12 protein-coding genes are annotated in these 13,450 nt (G+C 54.7%); 2 read left to right on the top strand and 10 right to left on the bottom strand.

Features of this window, described 5'->3' with window-relative positions:
* Window positions 1–51: 51 nt before the first annotated feature.
* The 8 genes from fbp to H7U12_RS15775 form a co-directional block, all read right to left on the bottom strand.
* Entirely contained in the window at window positions 52–1,041 is a 990-nt protein-coding gene (gene fbp, locus H7U12_RS15810; protein WP_186639757.1) for a class 1 fructose-bisphosphatase, read from the bottom strand.
* 161 nt (window positions 1,042–1,202) lie between these two features.
* Complete coding sequence (locus H7U12_RS15805; protein ID WP_186639755.1) at window positions 1,203–2,849, bottom strand: UxaA family hydrolase; 1,647 nt, start codon at window positions 2,847–2,849, stop codon at window positions 1,203–1,205.
* Between the two features lie 328 nt (window positions 2,850–3,177).
* Window positions 3,178–4,167 carry a Gfo/Idh/MocA family protein gene (locus H7U12_RS15800; RefSeq protein WP_186639753.1) on the bottom strand — a complete coding sequence of 330 codons (990 nt, stop codon included), beginning with the start codon at window positions 4,165–4,167 and terminating at the stop codon, window positions 3,178–3,180.
* Between the two features lie 298 nt (window positions 4,168–4,465).
* On the bottom strand, window positions 4,466–5,095 hold the full coding sequence (locus H7U12_RS15795; protein WP_186639751.1) for a carboxypeptidase-like regulatory domain-containing protein: 630 nt from the start codon (window positions 5,093–5,095) through the stop codon (window positions 4,466–4,468).
* On the bottom strand, window positions 5,082–5,675 hold the full coding sequence (locus tag H7U12_RS15790; RefSeq protein WP_186639748.1) for an RNA polymerase sigma factor: 594 nt from the start codon (window positions 5,673–5,675) through the stop codon (window positions 5,082–5,084). The genes H7U12_RS15795 and H7U12_RS15790 overlap by 14 nt, the downstream gene beginning before the upstream one ends.
* A gap of 465 nt (window positions 5,676–6,140) precedes the next feature.
* On the bottom strand, window positions 6,141–7,025 hold the full coding sequence (locus H7U12_RS15785) for a universal stress protein (protein WP_186639746.1): 885 nt from the start codon (window positions 7,023–7,025) through the stop codon (window positions 6,141–6,143).
* Window positions 7,000–8,043: a universal stress protein gene (locus H7U12_RS15780; RefSeq protein ID WP_186639744.1), complete on the bottom strand. Its 1,044-nt coding sequence runs from the start codon at window positions 8,041–8,043 to the stop codon at window positions 7,000–7,002. The genes H7U12_RS15785 and H7U12_RS15780 overlap by 26 nt, the downstream gene beginning before the upstream one ends.
* Before the next feature lie 188 nt (window positions 8,044–8,231).
* On the bottom strand, window positions 8,232–9,074 hold the full coding sequence (locus H7U12_RS15775) for a universal stress protein (RefSeq protein WP_186639742.1): 843 nt from the start codon (window positions 9,072–9,074) through the stop codon (window positions 8,232–8,234).
* 466 nt (window positions 9,075–9,540) lie between these two features.
* Between H7U12_RS15775 and H7U12_RS15770 the strand changes: the two genes are divergently transcribed.
* The gene (locus tag H7U12_RS15770) at window positions 9,541–10,233 is read left to right on the top strand and encodes a DUF421 domain-containing protein (RefSeq protein WP_186639740.1); all 693 of its coding nucleotides are present in this window, start codon (window positions 9,541–9,543) and stop codon (window positions 10,231–10,233) included.
* Between the two features lie 11 nt (window positions 10,234–10,244).
* Window positions 10,245–10,937 carry a DUF421 domain-containing protein gene (locus H7U12_RS15765; RefSeq protein WP_186639738.1) on the top strand — a complete coding sequence of 231 codons (693 nt, stop codon included), beginning with the start codon at window positions 10,245–10,247 and terminating at the stop codon, window positions 10,935–10,937.
* A gap of 62 nt (window positions 10,938–10,999) precedes the next feature.
* Here the strand turns inward: H7U12_RS15765 and H7U12_RS15760 are convergent, their stop codons facing one another.
* Window positions 11,000–12,169, bottom strand: coding sequence for a L,D-transpeptidase family protein (locus H7U12_RS15760; RefSeq protein WP_186639736.1), 1,170 nt, complete (start codon window positions 12,167–12,169; stop codon window positions 11,000–11,002).
* A 28-nt stretch (window positions 12,170–12,197) separates the two neighbouring features.
* Window positions 12,198–13,076: a universal stress protein gene (locus tag H7U12_RS15755; RefSeq protein ID WP_186639734.1), complete on the bottom strand. Its 879-nt coding sequence runs from the start codon at window positions 13,074–13,076 to the stop codon at window positions 12,198–12,200.
* Window positions 13,077–13,450 lie beyond the last annotated feature (374 nt).

Here is a 13,450-nt window from a genome sequence, read left to right as displayed (position 1 = left end):
TCTAAAAACCCGCCCTCACGCGCCTCTTTGGATTGAAGCTGTCAACCGGCGTTACAGCGTCATGTACTTTTTAACTTTTTCAATCATCTCTGATGAGCCAATCACCAGCGGGCAGCGTTCATGCAGGGCGGTGGGTGTTTTGTCCAGGATGCGTTCAATGCCATCGGTGGCCTGTCCGCCCGCCTGTTCGGCTATGAAAGCCAGTGGGTTGCATTCGTACAGCAGCCGGAGCTTGCCGGTTTTGTTTTTCGCAGAGGCCGGGTAAAAGTAAATGCCGCCTTTGAGGAGATTCCGGTGGAAATCAGCGACCAGCGACCCTATGTAGCGGGAAGAGTATTTCTGCTCGCGGCAGAACGCCAGGTAGTTCTGGATGCCCAGCGGGAAATTGCTCACGTTGGCGTCATTGCAGGAATACTGCTTTCCGTGGCTGGGGATCTTCATGTTGGGGTGCGAGAGGAAAAACTCGCCAAGGGAAGGTTCATAGGTGAAGCCGTTCACGCCGTGGCCAGTGGTGTACACCAGCATGGTGGAGGCGCCGTACAGAATGTAGCCGGCGGCCGCTTGCTGCGTTCCCTTCTGGAGGCAATCTTCCAGCGTGCCGTTCTGGCCGCCTTCGGACAAGCGCCGGTAAATGGAGAAGATCGTCCCCACGGGAATGTTCACGTCAATGTTAGACGAGCCGTCCAGCGGGTCCATGGCCACAATGTACTTGGCGTTGGTATTGCCCGTATGGATGATGTCTTCCTCCTCCTCAGAGACAATGGCGCACACCTCACCGCCGTTGCGCAGCGCCCGCACAAACCGTATGTTGGCAATCAAATCCAGCTTCTGCTGCTCTTCGCCCTGTACATTCTGCTGCCCGAAAGACCCCATGGTGGCCTGATCGGCGCGGCTGATCTCGCGGCTCACGATTTTGGCGGCCAAAGCCATGTCGCGCAGCAACTGCGATAACTCACCGGTGGCGTACGGGAATTCCTCCTGTTTGCGCATGATAAACCGGTCCAGGGTGGTACCAACGGGAAGCGCTAATGCATCATTCATACGGTTGTGTTTTGTGTAGTGATGAACGAATATAGTCTGAATAGGATGGATAATAAAAGAGGCCCTGCTCCTCCGCCTCAGATGGTACGCAAAGCTGAAGCGGTTTTAAGGTGCAGGACCCGTCTTTTGAGCTGGTTGCCGCCAGTACGTTTTTTGAGAAACTATAAGGAAACGCCTCTTTTCCAGGGAATGAAGTCGTCTTGCTGCAGGATTTTCTCTTTGGTCTCAATCCGGCCGCTGGCTACTTCAATGATGAAATCCAGCACGTCTTCGCCCATCTGCTCAATGGTTTTCTCGCCGGAAATCACCGCCCCGGTATCAATGTCAATGATATCGGGCATGCGTTGCGCCAGCTTGGTGTTAGAGGAGATTTTGATCACCGGTGCAATAGGGTTGCCGGTGGGCGTGCCCAGCCCCGTGGTGAACAGCACAATGTTGGTGCCGGCGCCCACTAGAGCCGTGGTGCATTCCACGTCATTGCCCGGGGTGCACAGGAGGTTCAGGCCGGGTTTGGTGGCGTATTCTGGGTAATCCAACACATCCACAATGGGGGAGGTACCGCCCTTTTTAGCGGCTCCCGCCGATTTGATGGCATCGGTGATCAAGCCGTCGCGGATGTTGCCCGGGCTGGGGTTCATGTCAAAGCCCGAGCCCACGGCCTCGGCCGAGGCCGCGTACGCGCGCATCAGAGAGGCGAACCGCTCGGCGGCTTTATTGCTCTCGCAGCGGTTGATCAGTTCCTGCTCCACGCCGCACAGCTCGGGGAACTCAGAGAGAACGGTTTTTCCGCCCAGGGCCACCAGAATGTCTGAGGTATGCCCAATGGCCGGGTTCGCCGAGATGCCGGAGAATCCGTCTGAACCCCCGCACTCCAGCCCAATGGAAAGTTTGCTCAGCGGCGCGGGCGCTCTTTTCAGTTTATCGGCTTCAATCAAAGCCAGGAACGTCTGGCGGATGGCTTTGGACATCATCTCTTCCTCGGTGCCTTCTTTCTGCTGCTCCAGTACAATAACCGGTTTAGAGAAGTTAGGGTCAAGGGCCTGGAGTTTGCTTTCCAGGATGCTCACCTGCGCGTTCTGGCAACCCAGACTCAGGACGGTAGCCCCGGCTACGTTGGGGTGGTGGATATAATCAGCGAGAAGGGCGCACAGCATGTCAGAGTCTTGCCGGGTGCCGCCGCAGCCGCCTTCGTGGGTCAGGAATTTGATGCCGTCTACGTTTTCAAAGATCCTGCGCTGCACCGGGGCCGCGGTTTTCTGCAAGGCGAGGGTCTCAATAGCCTGGGTGTTGCCGGTTTGGTACAGCTCTACCATCTGCTGCACATACGATTTATACACATCGCGCTGACCGAAACCGAGTTCATCCAGGAAGGCTTGCTTGATGATGTCCACGTTGCGGTTCTCGCAGAACACCAGCGGAATCACGAGCCAGTAGTTACCGGTGCCCACCTGCCCGTCCGGGCGATGGTAGCCCATGAACGTGCGGTTCGCCCACTTGGAGACATCGGGAGCTTGCCAGCCGATGGTCTTGGTTTTGCCGGTAAAGCCGTTCACCTGGTGCTTCACGTTGGCAGTGGTCAGGACGCCACCTACGGGAATGTCATAGACCGCTTTGCCAACCAAAGACCCGTACATCAGGATCTCCTCACCCGCGGCCAGCGGGCGTTGTGCAAACTTATGCTTGGCTTGAACATCATCGGCCAAAACGATCCGCGAGCCGTCGTATTCCACGGTGTCGCCTTTTTTTAAATCCGTGAGTGCTACCAGCACATTGTCGTTCGGATGGATTTTTAAAAATCTGTGTAACATAGCTCGGAAGGTAGTATGTGCAATCGATTGCGCAAGATATCAATAATTGTGAAACATTGAAATATTCTGAACCGATTCTTCTGAAAAAATAAAGTTTTAGAAACGAAGGCGGGAAAAAGCATAGTTGTTTTTCAAATTCGGAAAAACAGGCGTCGCCTTTCTTGAGCCATTCTGTTGTTTAGATGCTTAGTTGTTCCCTTCGGGCAGGAGGGGGTCGCTTGCACAACCTTCTTTTTGGGCAAAAGATTCCGGCCGCTGGTTTAGGGGCTGTTTTCCGGAAACAGCCCCTAAACCAGCCAGCGGGGAAGAGGGAGAAAACGCCGGAACGTTACCGACCCACGATCTGATCCATGACCCAGGCGGTGCGGGCCGCAGACTCGCCGGTGCTGGGGCATTTGCCCTGGCCGGTCAGTTCCTCTACAATGGTCTGGATGAAGGGCTGTTGCACGTGTGGGGGCGGGGGTAAAAAGTAGGCTTCGGTTTCCTGGGCGGTCTCCACTTTGATGGGCTCCAGGGCGAAGGAAGGGAAGGTGATGCGCCCCTGGCTCCCGATGATATCGATCTCATCTTTGAACTGGCCGGGAGCCACCGTGAAGCACCAGATGCCCGTCCCCAGCACGCCGCTGGCGAAGCGGAACTGCCCTGTCACGATGTCCTCGGCGGGATAAAGCCCGGCCTGGTTTTCGGTTTGCCCCGAGGCGGCGGTGATGGGCCCCAACAAATAATCCAGGTAATCCAGTTGATGCGAAGCCAGGTCGAAGAAAAGGCCGCCGCCGGCAATTTCGGGCTGTACCCTCCAGGGCAACTCGTGCGGGTTCAGGTTTTCCTGCACCGGATGGAATAGCCGGATGTTGACCAGCTTCACCTCGCCAATGGTGCCGGCCTCCAGCAGTTCTTTCACCTTCAGGAAGGAGGGCAGGCGCCGCCGGTAGTAGGCCACAAACAGCGGCACCTGGGCGGTTTGGCAGGCCTTTACCATTTCCTGGCACTGGGCGTAATTCAGGGCCATGGGTTTCTCCACGTACACCGGTTTGCCCGCGGCGGCTACTGCCAGCGTGTATTCAGCGTGGGAATCTGGCGGCGTGGCGATGTACACGGCATCCACCTCGGGGTCGTCTATCAGGGCCTGGGCGTTGTCATACCACTTGGGCACCACGTGCCGTTGGGCATAGTCTTGGGCTTTCTCGCCGTTGCGGCGCATAACGGCCACCAAGGAAGAATGAGGTACTTTCTGGAAGGCGGGTCCGCTTTTTACTTCGGTTACGTTGCCACACCCGATGATGCCCCACCGGATGGTCTTTCTGGTCTGTTCTGCCATTGCGTTTTAGGCCTTGTTTCTGAAAAATGTCGCTTACCTGTAAACGTCTTTTCCAGAAAAACGGCGGAAAGGGGAAGGTACCTTTGGCAATTCACCGGCAGAACTTTGTTTTTAGCCTGTTTTATAGAAAGAGCCCTAAAACGTTCCGGCCCGGAAATGGAAGGTTACAACTATTCCAGTAAAGCCAACTCTCTGGCTAAGTTCTGCCACGCCTGTGGCTCTGCTTGAACTTGGAACGAGGGAGTTTTGCCAAGTCTGGAAGAGGTAATCATTCATAGGGCAACTTACTAACAGAAACTCAATCTGCTTTGGCCAGCGTAATTTCTATTGGATGGTTTGACGAGCGTACGGGCATTTCTTTGGGGACGTACCCCGGGTGGGAGACCAGGATTACCGCTTGTTCGGTCTGGAAGGCTACTTCAAATTCGCCGCGATGGTTTGTGATCGACTGGGTGGTAGTGCCTTGCACCTGGATGCTGGCCCCGTTCACGGCTTGTCCAGCATCGTCCAGAACTACGCCCCTCAACTGCCAGGAGGCTTGGGTTGCGCCCGGCGCAGGTTTGAAATGCCCCTGATTGGCTCCGGCGAAATACTGGTGGTACACTACCTCGGCAATGGCAAAGAGAAGCACCAGCAGCACGGCGGCCGTTTGCCAGACCGGCCACTGGAATACCTTGCGTTTGCGCTTTTTCTGGGCCAGCAGGTTCTTCAGGCGGCCTCGGGTTTCCCGCACCGCCAGTTTCACGCGGGCTGGCTGGGCCATGGTCATGCCTTCCAGCAGGTCTGAGCACATCTCACAGGAAACCAGGTGCCTTTCCAAGTGGTGGCTTTGTGCAGCGGAAAGTTCACCGGCTTGGTACTGACGCAGTACCTCCAGCGAAGGATGCTCCTGGGCATCCCAGTCTTCGGGGAGGTTATTCCTGCTCATAGTTTTTGGTCATGTAATTTTTAAGGTTTCGTTTGCCGTTCTGGATGTGGCTTTTCACTTGCCCAATCTCGTACCCGGTGAGGTCGGCCACTTCTTTGTAGCTTTTTTTCTGGAGGTAGAAAAGCTCTACGCAGGTGCGCTGCTCGGGCCCCAGGGTAGAAAGGGCCCTGGAGAGGAGCTGCAGTTCCTGTTCCGGGTCAGCGGCATTAGCATCAACGGCGTGGGCCAGGGCGGCTTTCTCCACCAGCGGCATTGTTTTCTCATCCATCAGCTCGGTACCCCGGCTTTTTCGGGTCCGCAGCTGCATGAGGCAGTGGTTCTTGGTGAGCACGTGCAGCCAGCTTTTGAAGTTGGAAACCTCGTGCCGGGGAAGCGCGGAAATAAGCTGCTCAAAAATGTGCATGGTCGCGTCTTTGCTTTCCTCCTCGTCCTTCAGGTACTTGAGGCAGATCAGGTACACCATTTCTGTGTAGCGCTCAAATAACTGACCCACCAGTTGCACATCGCCGGTCTCCCGATACTGCTGTATCAGTTCCAGGTCTTGGGGTGGCTTGGAGCGGGAGAATAGCTTTAGAAACATGCAGCGGGGTCTGTAAGCGTGTATAAAGAAAGAAATAAATAGGAACTAGTAAAACATACAGGTACAGGTCTTCTTTTACCTCAAGATGCAGCCGACACGCCGATTGCATAAAGGAGTAGGCTATTTTTTATTAGGGAAGACTACGGAAGGAGGTGTTAAGGAAAGTAGAAGGCTGATGGTCAACGAAATGATGGTTGCCTGATTTAAGCCTCTTTTCAGGAAATCAGGCCAAAAACAAGCTGCTCGCCAAGCGGAGGATTACGGAACGCATGAACGAGTTGGTGGTGGTTTCGCCAGGATGCAGGTGCTTCCTCCGGAAATACAGTTTTCAGCCGCTTTCCATTTTCCGGCCCTGAAACGCAGTTAGGGTAAGTTGAAAAAAACTCCCCCGCGTTTTCCTCCCGTTTTTATAAAAACAGGAGGAAAACGCGGGGGAGGATGGGCAAAGAGGTTTGACCGAAAGGTTTACACCAGCTGGCTCTCTAAGGGGAAACGTTCGTGCGTCAATTTCTGGACGAGGGTACGCTTTGATGGGTGAAAGGGCAGGGCCAGCATAGGTATTTCCAGACGGTGCAGCAGATGGGTGGTGACACTGTCCTGGAACAGTACTTCCCAGAAATCGTGCTCCAGCACGGTAAACGCAAGGAGGTGGGTCTGGTGCTGCCGGAGGTAATCTAAGATGCCCTTGACCACCTCTTCCTGGGCCACGGTCTCGAAGCGGAACTCCTGCTGGGGAAACTCCTCCCGAAGCTGTTCTTGGATGAGGTTGTCTTCTACCAGATCTAACTGGTCTTCACTCTTGACGTGCAGAACGGTCAAATTTGCTTTGAAGAGGTCCTTCAACTGTAAAAGCAGGCCGAGGGCCGGTACTTCGCTGTGCTCCAGGGTAGAGGTGTACACCATGTTTTCTATGGCATGGAGTGGAGCTTTCTCAGGAATGGCCACCACCGGGCAAAGGCTTCTTTTCACCAGCGTCTCCGTGATGGTGCCAAAGATTTTCCCCAGCCGGTCGTGCGCTCCCTTGGTACCCATCACCACCAGACTGACCTGGTCCTGGTTAATCAGCTGGCTTAGGCGCTGCAGGGGATTCCCTTCTCTGACCAGGTACTCTATGGGGACGGCGCTATAGCACGCCGAGGTGGCTACCCGCAGGAAATCTTCCATTTGCCCCATGGCGCGCCGGCGCGGCTCCTCGGTGGTTTCATAGGAATCGCCCAGGAAAGGGGAAAGCCGCTGGTACACATGGCAAACCAACAATTGAGCATTGGTTTTGAGCGCGAGGTCCAGGGCGAAGAGAAGCGCTTTTTTGGCCGGCGCAGAAAAGTCAGTGGGTACTAGAATCTTGTTCATCTTGAGAAAGGATTGAGGTGGAAAGAAGAAGCGTGTCTTCTGTAGCAAAGGATTCTTTCAGCGAAGCAGGCTGCTGGCCGGCGCTTGCGGGAAGCGCCAGGAGAGGAAGCAAAGGTTGGGCGGTTAAATCACCGGTGATGCTCTTGTGCCGCACTATGTCCAGATACGTGTGGTGGTGCGGAGCCACTACCAGCAGATCAGGCTGCGTGGTGGAAACAAATTCGCGGATGGCTTTTTCGGGCTGGTTTGTAAACCGGAAGTGCACGGAGAAATTCACGGGTACATTGCTGTCCAGTTGGTTGAGGCCCTGCTGAATGGCCTGAAGCTCCTCCTCCTTCTCTGAATGGTACAGGTGCAAAACCTCCAGCCGTGCCGAAGACTTCTCCGCCAGTTTCCCCAGGAAGGTCAGGTGGTCTGGGTGCGGCAACTGGTGCAGATCGGCGGCGAAGGCCAGGGTCTGCAGACCGGTGAATTCCGCTGAGGACGGAACAACCAACACCGGAACGGTGGCATTCAAAATAACTTCCGTGACCACACTCCCCAGCAAAGCCCGGCTCAGGTCTCCGCCGCCATGCGTGCCCATGAGGACCAGGTCCGCAGAGAGGTCATCCATGAACTCCAGAATCTTTTCCGAGGCATTCCCAAATTTGGCTACGCACCGGATAGGAAGGTCGGCTTGAGCATCCGGAAGAACCTCTAGGTAGTGTTGTCCGCTTTCCGTCAAAGAAAAATCCGCAGGAATTTCTTTCTCAACAGCCGCCGCTGCATGAAACCGGAAACTGAAGTTATGGCTCCGCTCAGCCTGTAATGCTTGGGCGTAGTTTTCCAGTTGCCGGGTTTTTTCGGCTTCCAGCGCAGCTACATACTCCTGCGGGTGCAGGGCCTGGGAGAGCGGAATCTGCTGGTGAAACACCTGGAGCAAGATAACCTCGGCCTTGAGCGAGACGGCCATATCTAAGGCGTACAGAAACGCCTGATGGGCTTCTCTGGAATGGTCGGTGGTGACAAGTAATTTCATAGTGGCAAGTGGATAGGAGCGTTACTCTGATGGGTGAGAAATCCTGATGGAATTGGTTAGCTAAGCGGTATCTGAAGATGGAAATGCAACCATTTAAAGGGATCAAGTTGCAACTTGTTTTGGCCTTCGTTTCCGGAAAAAGGGCTCAAAACGCGGTGCCTCCGCTATAGAGGCAGACAGCCGGGGAGCTAGTGCTGGTGGTGAATGACCAGCAGGGGCAGAAAGCTATGAGCGGCAATGTCACTGGTTTTGTCATGCTGAAACAGCTGCTGCCAGAGGTTCTTGTTGCGCCACCCAACTACCAGCATATCGGCCTGCTGATCGAAACAGAACCGGTGGATTCCTTCGGCCAACTCCGGGTGCACAGTCAGGTGGCAGGAAAGATTCTGGTGCGGCATCCGTTTCTTCAAAAGGGCCAAACCTGCCTGGGCTTCCTGCCGGCGGGTAAAACTCTCTTCCTTCAAGACGTGGAGCAGCTGTATCTCCGCTTGGAAGAGCCGGGCCAGCTGGCACACCAGACTCACGTCTGTGAAAGATTCCCCTTGCAGATCGGTGGCAAACACAATTTTCTTGGGGCGGGAAAACGTCACGTGCGGCGGAACAATGAGCACCGGGCAGGGAGATTCCTTGATGATGCTGGCGGTGAACGAGTCATCAAACATCTCTTGAAAACCCGCGTGGCCCAGCACAATCAGGTCGGCGTGTTCGTCTTTGGCCAGTTTTACCAGGCTGCTAAGCGTGTCTCCGTACTTGATTCTGCTCTCAATAGGTACCGCCATTTCCCGGTCCTGGCTATGGAAGGTTTGGATAAGGATATCCAGTTTGGTTTGCTGCATCTGCCTGTACTCGGGGTCCTGGACCGCTTCCACAAAAGGAACGCCTTCTGCGGGAGCTAATTCCACCACCACCGGAACATAGACATTGTGAAACAAAACGATGCGGGCCTGCAGCCACTGCGCTAAGGAATCTGAATACCACAGGGCGTTCTCAGCACAGGTTGAGAAATCGGTGGGGCAGATGATCGTTTCCATAAGCGTTGTTTTTAGAAGTAATGAATCTTCGTTTGGGATGATGTAAATTTCTAATTGCCAGTTGATTGGCGCTATGATCTTTATCATTCCTTACGTTGATAAACATCAATTAGTGAGCCCGGCAGCACCATCGGCGTAAAACTGTCCCGAACCGTTTTAGGGCTGAATTCAGCAAAGTCAAGGTAAATCAGCTGAGCTTCCATTGCCCTGGTTTTCTGCTGTTTTCCGTTTTTCGGCCCCGAAACGTAATCAGGCAATATCGGCCTTGAGTTATCCTGTCGGATTCATCCATGCAGCGTTAGAATGCGCTTTTACTTGGCGGAACTGCCATATGAGATTCACCACAGAATGCGCCTTTCGCTACTAAAGTTGACAGTAGAAATCCCCGTTTCTTGGAAACTTCCGTATTTATTCGCTGAGAAACCGGATAACTCTCTTTGCTTGTCTGCACGTATTGGAGAAGGTTATGAAAAAAGAAGAGATCTATTTCCCAGATTGGCAACGTCTCCTGATCGGGAATACGTCTTGGGAATTTATGTTGGAAGTCCTCATCCGGACGCTGATCATATTCCTGGCCTTGTTACTGGTGCTTCGCCTGATGGGGAAACGGATGAACGGCCAGTTAACCATCTCTGAGCTGGCCGTGATGGTGACCTTGGGGGGGATTGCCTCCGCGCCCATGCAATTGCCGGACCGGGGAGTGCTGCTGGGCATTGTGACGTTTGTCTGTGCTCTGTTCTTTCAACGGGGCGTCACGCTGCTCGCCTTCCGGAACCGGAAGGTAGAAGTGATTACCCAGGGAGACGTGTCGCTGGTCTTGAAGGAAGGCGTGCTGGGCATTGAGGAGATGGAAAACCTGAGGCTTTCTAAAGACCAAGTCTTCGCCGCGCTGCGCACCAAAAACATCTCCCACCTGGGGGAAGTGAAACGCCTGTACATGGAAGGCTGCGGTCTGTTCAGTATCGTGAAAGAGGAGCCTCCCAAACCTGGTCTATCTATTTATCCCCTGAAAGACGAAGACCTGGTGCATTCTCAGGCCTTAGACCAAAAATATCTTGCCTGTATCCGGTGCGGCTTCGTGGCCGAGGCCCCTCAGGCGCAGGGCACCTCCTGCCCCAACTGTTCCTGTAATGAGTGGACCGCCGCGGCCACCAATTAAGAATCTCCCCCATGAAACCAGAAGATATTCATATAACCGATTGGCTCCGGATTGTGCTGGGCGAAGTGCCCTGGGTTTTCCTGTTGGAAGTAGTCATCCGGATTGCCTTCATCTACTTTGTGCTCATGCTGTCCATGCGGCTCATGGGCAAGCGCATGGCCTCCATGCTGAGCCGCACTGAAATGGCCGCCCTGGTCTCGCTGGCCGCGGCCAACGGTGTCGCCCTGATGGACCCCTCACGCGGCATTGTGCCCATTGTCATCATTGCGATGGTGGTGATCGGCATAGAGCGTTTCATTGCCTGGCGAAGCACCCAGGATGCCGGTTTCGAGCAGATAGTCATGGACGACATGGACATTCTGGTGAAAGACGGCTGCCTGCAGCTGAAAGCCATGGAACAGGCCCGTATTCCGCGGGAGCGGCTTTTTGCCCAGCTGCGGTACTCTGATATCTACAACCTGGGCAAAGTGCAGCGCACCTACATGGAGGCCAACGGCGCGTTCACCATCAAGCAATTCCAGGACGAGCGCGAAGGACTTTCGCTGGTGCCAGACATCGACCCAGACCTCCAACGGGACCAAAAAGCCGCCCCTGAAAAGTTTGCCTGCGCCAGCTGCGGTAACTTAGCCAAAGGCCCGCAAAAACCGTCCGGCGAATGTGCCAACTGTGGGCAAAACGACTGGAAAAAAGCCGTGGTTTCCTGATATGGACCGAAGTCAAGGTCACAAGCATGATTCCCGTTTTAGGGCTGATTTCTGAATTTCAGCTATAAAACAGGAACTTGCCCCAGGCTTTTGTCTCGTTGGTAAATGTCTTTTCTGAACTGAACCTCGCCCAGATCATCTACCCAGCAGGTGTAATACGCCAGCTGAACGGTCACTGGAGCCGGTAGATAGAGCTTTTTCTCCAACGCAGTTTGCGCGAGAAGCGGTGCCGAGCTGGGGCGGTTCTGCCAGTTAGAAGACAGCAGGTAAGCGCCTAACGTTTCAGGGTCCTGCACTCTTACGCACCCGTGGCTGTACGCCCGGAGGGGGTGAGCGAAGAGCGCCTTGGCCGGCGTGTCATGCAGGTAAATCTGGTAAGGATTGGCGAAGATGAACTTGAGGTGGCCCAAGGCATTGGACGGGCCGGGACGCTGCACCACCAGCAGCTTGTCTTTGGTAAGGTCTACGGTGTGCCAGTTCACCTGCTGCACAGAGAGGGGAGTGCGGGTAGAACCGGTAAGGCGGTAAAGCTGCATCTGATTCCGGGAGAGGTAGCCCAAGTCCTTTTGCAACATAGGAATGATCTCGCGCTGCAGAATGCTCTGTGGTACGGTCCAGGAGGGGTTTAGCACCAGATAACTGATGCGGCTCGTCAGGGGTTCGGTCTGGAAGGCGGGGCTGGGTTGCCCCACCACCACCCGGGTTTGCCAAACCTCGGCACCCGAAGAGTCCAGCAGGTGCAGCGTATAATCCGGGATGTTGACCAACACCAACGGTTCTTTTTGCAGGGCGGCGGCGGCTTCCCAGCGCTGCAGGTTCAGTTGCAGCTGCTTCAGCCGGGCGGCGGGCGGCACGTTCAGGGCCTCCAGGGTTTGGTGTCCGGCCACGCCATCGGGCGTAAGCCCGTGCCGGCGCTGAAACCGGATGACCGCCTGGCGCAGTTGTTCATCGTAAACGGAATCAATGGAGGCGAGAGAGCCTGGCAGGTCGCCGGTGAGTTGCAGGTTCTCCCGGAGAGACTGGTGGCAGGCATCGGGCGCGCCGTTGTTCAGGCAGACCTTTTCCTCCAGCGAAATCCATTGTTGGAGGGCCGCCAGCCGTTCATAGTGCGCCACTGCTTTGCGCATCCGCAGCACCTGTTCCGCCGGGTCATACGTGCGGGGCTGCGCCGCTCCCTGAAGTGATAAAAGCAACAAGAGCAGTACCGCCCATGAACTGAATCTGCGTCTCATGCCTTTTTAGCTGGTATTGGCTTCCTGCTTAAATAACCGGAGCGGTCTTTTTGGTGGTACGTTGGTTCTGGAACTGGTAAGGAGCCGCCGGAAGAGCCAGCAAAGGCACAAAGGCCTGCAACGCCAGTTTCTTGGTGATGCTGTGGTGGAATAACTCCTCCAGCCAATCGCGGTCCTGAATGGAAACGGCCAGCACCTCCATCTGATTCTCCCGCACAAAACCCTTCAGCCCGGCAATGATGTCATCGTTCTGGAACTGCGCAATGGTGTACTTGTTATTGGGGAAATGCTTGTGGATGCTTTTCAGCACCTGGTTGTCAGACACCAGATCCAGCTGCTTTTCTGATTTGATGTTGATGATGTTGACTTCAGACCCCAGGAAGGAGGCCAGCTGGAAAAGTTGTTTCAGGTAAACGGTTTCCTCGTTCTCGAAATCAGAGGCGTAGGCAATATGGCGCACGGGCGCAAACGGCACATTGGCCGGAATCACCAGCACCGGGCAAAGCGCCTCTTTGATATAGGAAGAAGCATTGGTCCCCATCAGTTTGTCCAGGAGGTTGCTTTCTCCGTGCGTCCCCATCACCACCAGATCCACAGCCTGGGTTTTCACCTGCTCGTTCAGCAGCGGGATCAAGGGGCCATAGAGGCAGAAGGTCTCCACCTCAAAGGCAAACCCATGCTCAGCCCGCAGGTTCTGGGCCATGAGCTGCAGCGCTTCCTCGGCGTCTTCTATCAATTGGGCATCAAACGGAATGAGGGGCACGCCTTCCGGCGACACGGCGGTTGAAAAATCAACGGTATGCACTAAAAGCAACCGGCCGCCTTTCTGCCGCACCAGAGAAGCCGCATACTGTACCGCATTGGCCGCGATTGAAGAGAAATCTGTAGGAACTAATATCGTTTTCATAAGACCAGAATAAGTAAGAGATCAATGCTGAATGCCGTACTTGTCTGCAAAACTAGCGGCTCTGCCCGCCGGAAGGAATGATGGTTGTCAGAGCCCGGAGTGACTTTGGTCATGCGCTCCGTTTAGGAGCCGGAAAACGAAAATCGACCTAAAAACGAGAAGGTTACCGGACTGGAGCAGGTGATGCAGTCCGCCAGGAGAAACGGAGAGGTTGGTTCTGCTTGCCTTCATGGGTTTTCTTCATGGGGCCAGATGGAAAAGCAGCGGAAGCGGAGGGAGTCTGTTTTAGAGGTATTTTCCTGAAAACGTGCTAAAAACAGATGCGTATGAGTAAGTTCTGAGCACAAATGATAAAAATAATTGATAAAAGTCGG

The organism is Rufibacter sediminis (genome assembly GCF_014269285.1).
In the GTDB taxonomy this organism is placed as follows: domain Bacteria; phylum Bacteroidota; class Bacteroidia; order Cytophagales; family Hymenobacteraceae; genus Nibribacter; species Nibribacter sediminis.
The sequence above is the reverse complement of the archived record's forward strand: the minus strand, read 5'-3'. Positions and strand labels throughout refer to the sequence as shown.

Bases quoted from the DNA above. Each gene is read 5' to 3' on its own strand.
- fbp (WP_186639757.1), bottom strand. From the start codon at position 1,041: ATGAATGATGCATTAGCGCTTCCCGTTGGTACCACCCTGGACCGGTTT.
- H7U12_RS15805 (WP_186639755.1), bottom strand. From the start codon at position 2,849: ATGTTACACAGATTTTTAAAAATCCATCCGAACGACAATGTGCTGGTA.
- H7U12_RS15800 (WP_186639753.1), bottom strand. From the start codon at position 4,167: ATGGCAGAACAGACCAGAAAGACCATCCGGTGGGGCATCATCGGGTGT.
- H7U12_RS15795 (WP_186639751.1), bottom strand. From the start codon at position 5,095: ATGAGCAGGAATAACCTCCCCGAAGACTGGGATGCCCAGGAGCATCCT.
- H7U12_RS15790 (WP_186639748.1), bottom strand. From the start codon at position 5,675: ATGTTTCTAAAGCTATTCTCCCGCTCCAAGCCACCCCAAGACCTGGAA.
- H7U12_RS15785 (WP_186639746.1), bottom strand. From the start codon at position 7,025: ATGAACAAGATTCTAGTACCCACTGACTTTTCTGCGCCGGCCAAAAAA.
- H7U12_RS15780 (WP_186639744.1), bottom strand. From the start codon at position 8,043: ATGAAATTACTTGTCACCACCGACCATTCCAGAGAAGCCCATCAGGCG.
- H7U12_RS15775 (WP_186639742.1), bottom strand. From the start codon at position 9,074: ATGGAAACGATCATCTGCCCCACCGATTTCTCAACCTGTGCTGAGAAC.
- H7U12_RS15770 (WP_186639740.1), top strand. From the start codon at position 9,541: ATGAAAAAAGAAGAGATCTATTTCCCAGATTGGCAACGTCTCCTGATC.
- H7U12_RS15765 (WP_186639738.1), top strand. From the start codon at position 10,245: ATGAAACCAGAAGATATTCATATAACCGATTGGCTCCGGATTGTGCTG.
- H7U12_RS15760 (WP_186639736.1), bottom strand. From the start codon at position 12,169: ATGAGACGCAGATTCAGTTCATGGGCGGTACTGCTCTTGTTGCTTTTA.
- H7U12_RS15755 (WP_186639734.1), bottom strand. From the start codon at position 13,076: ATGAAAACGATATTAGTTCCTACAGATTTCTCTTCAATCGCGGCCAAT.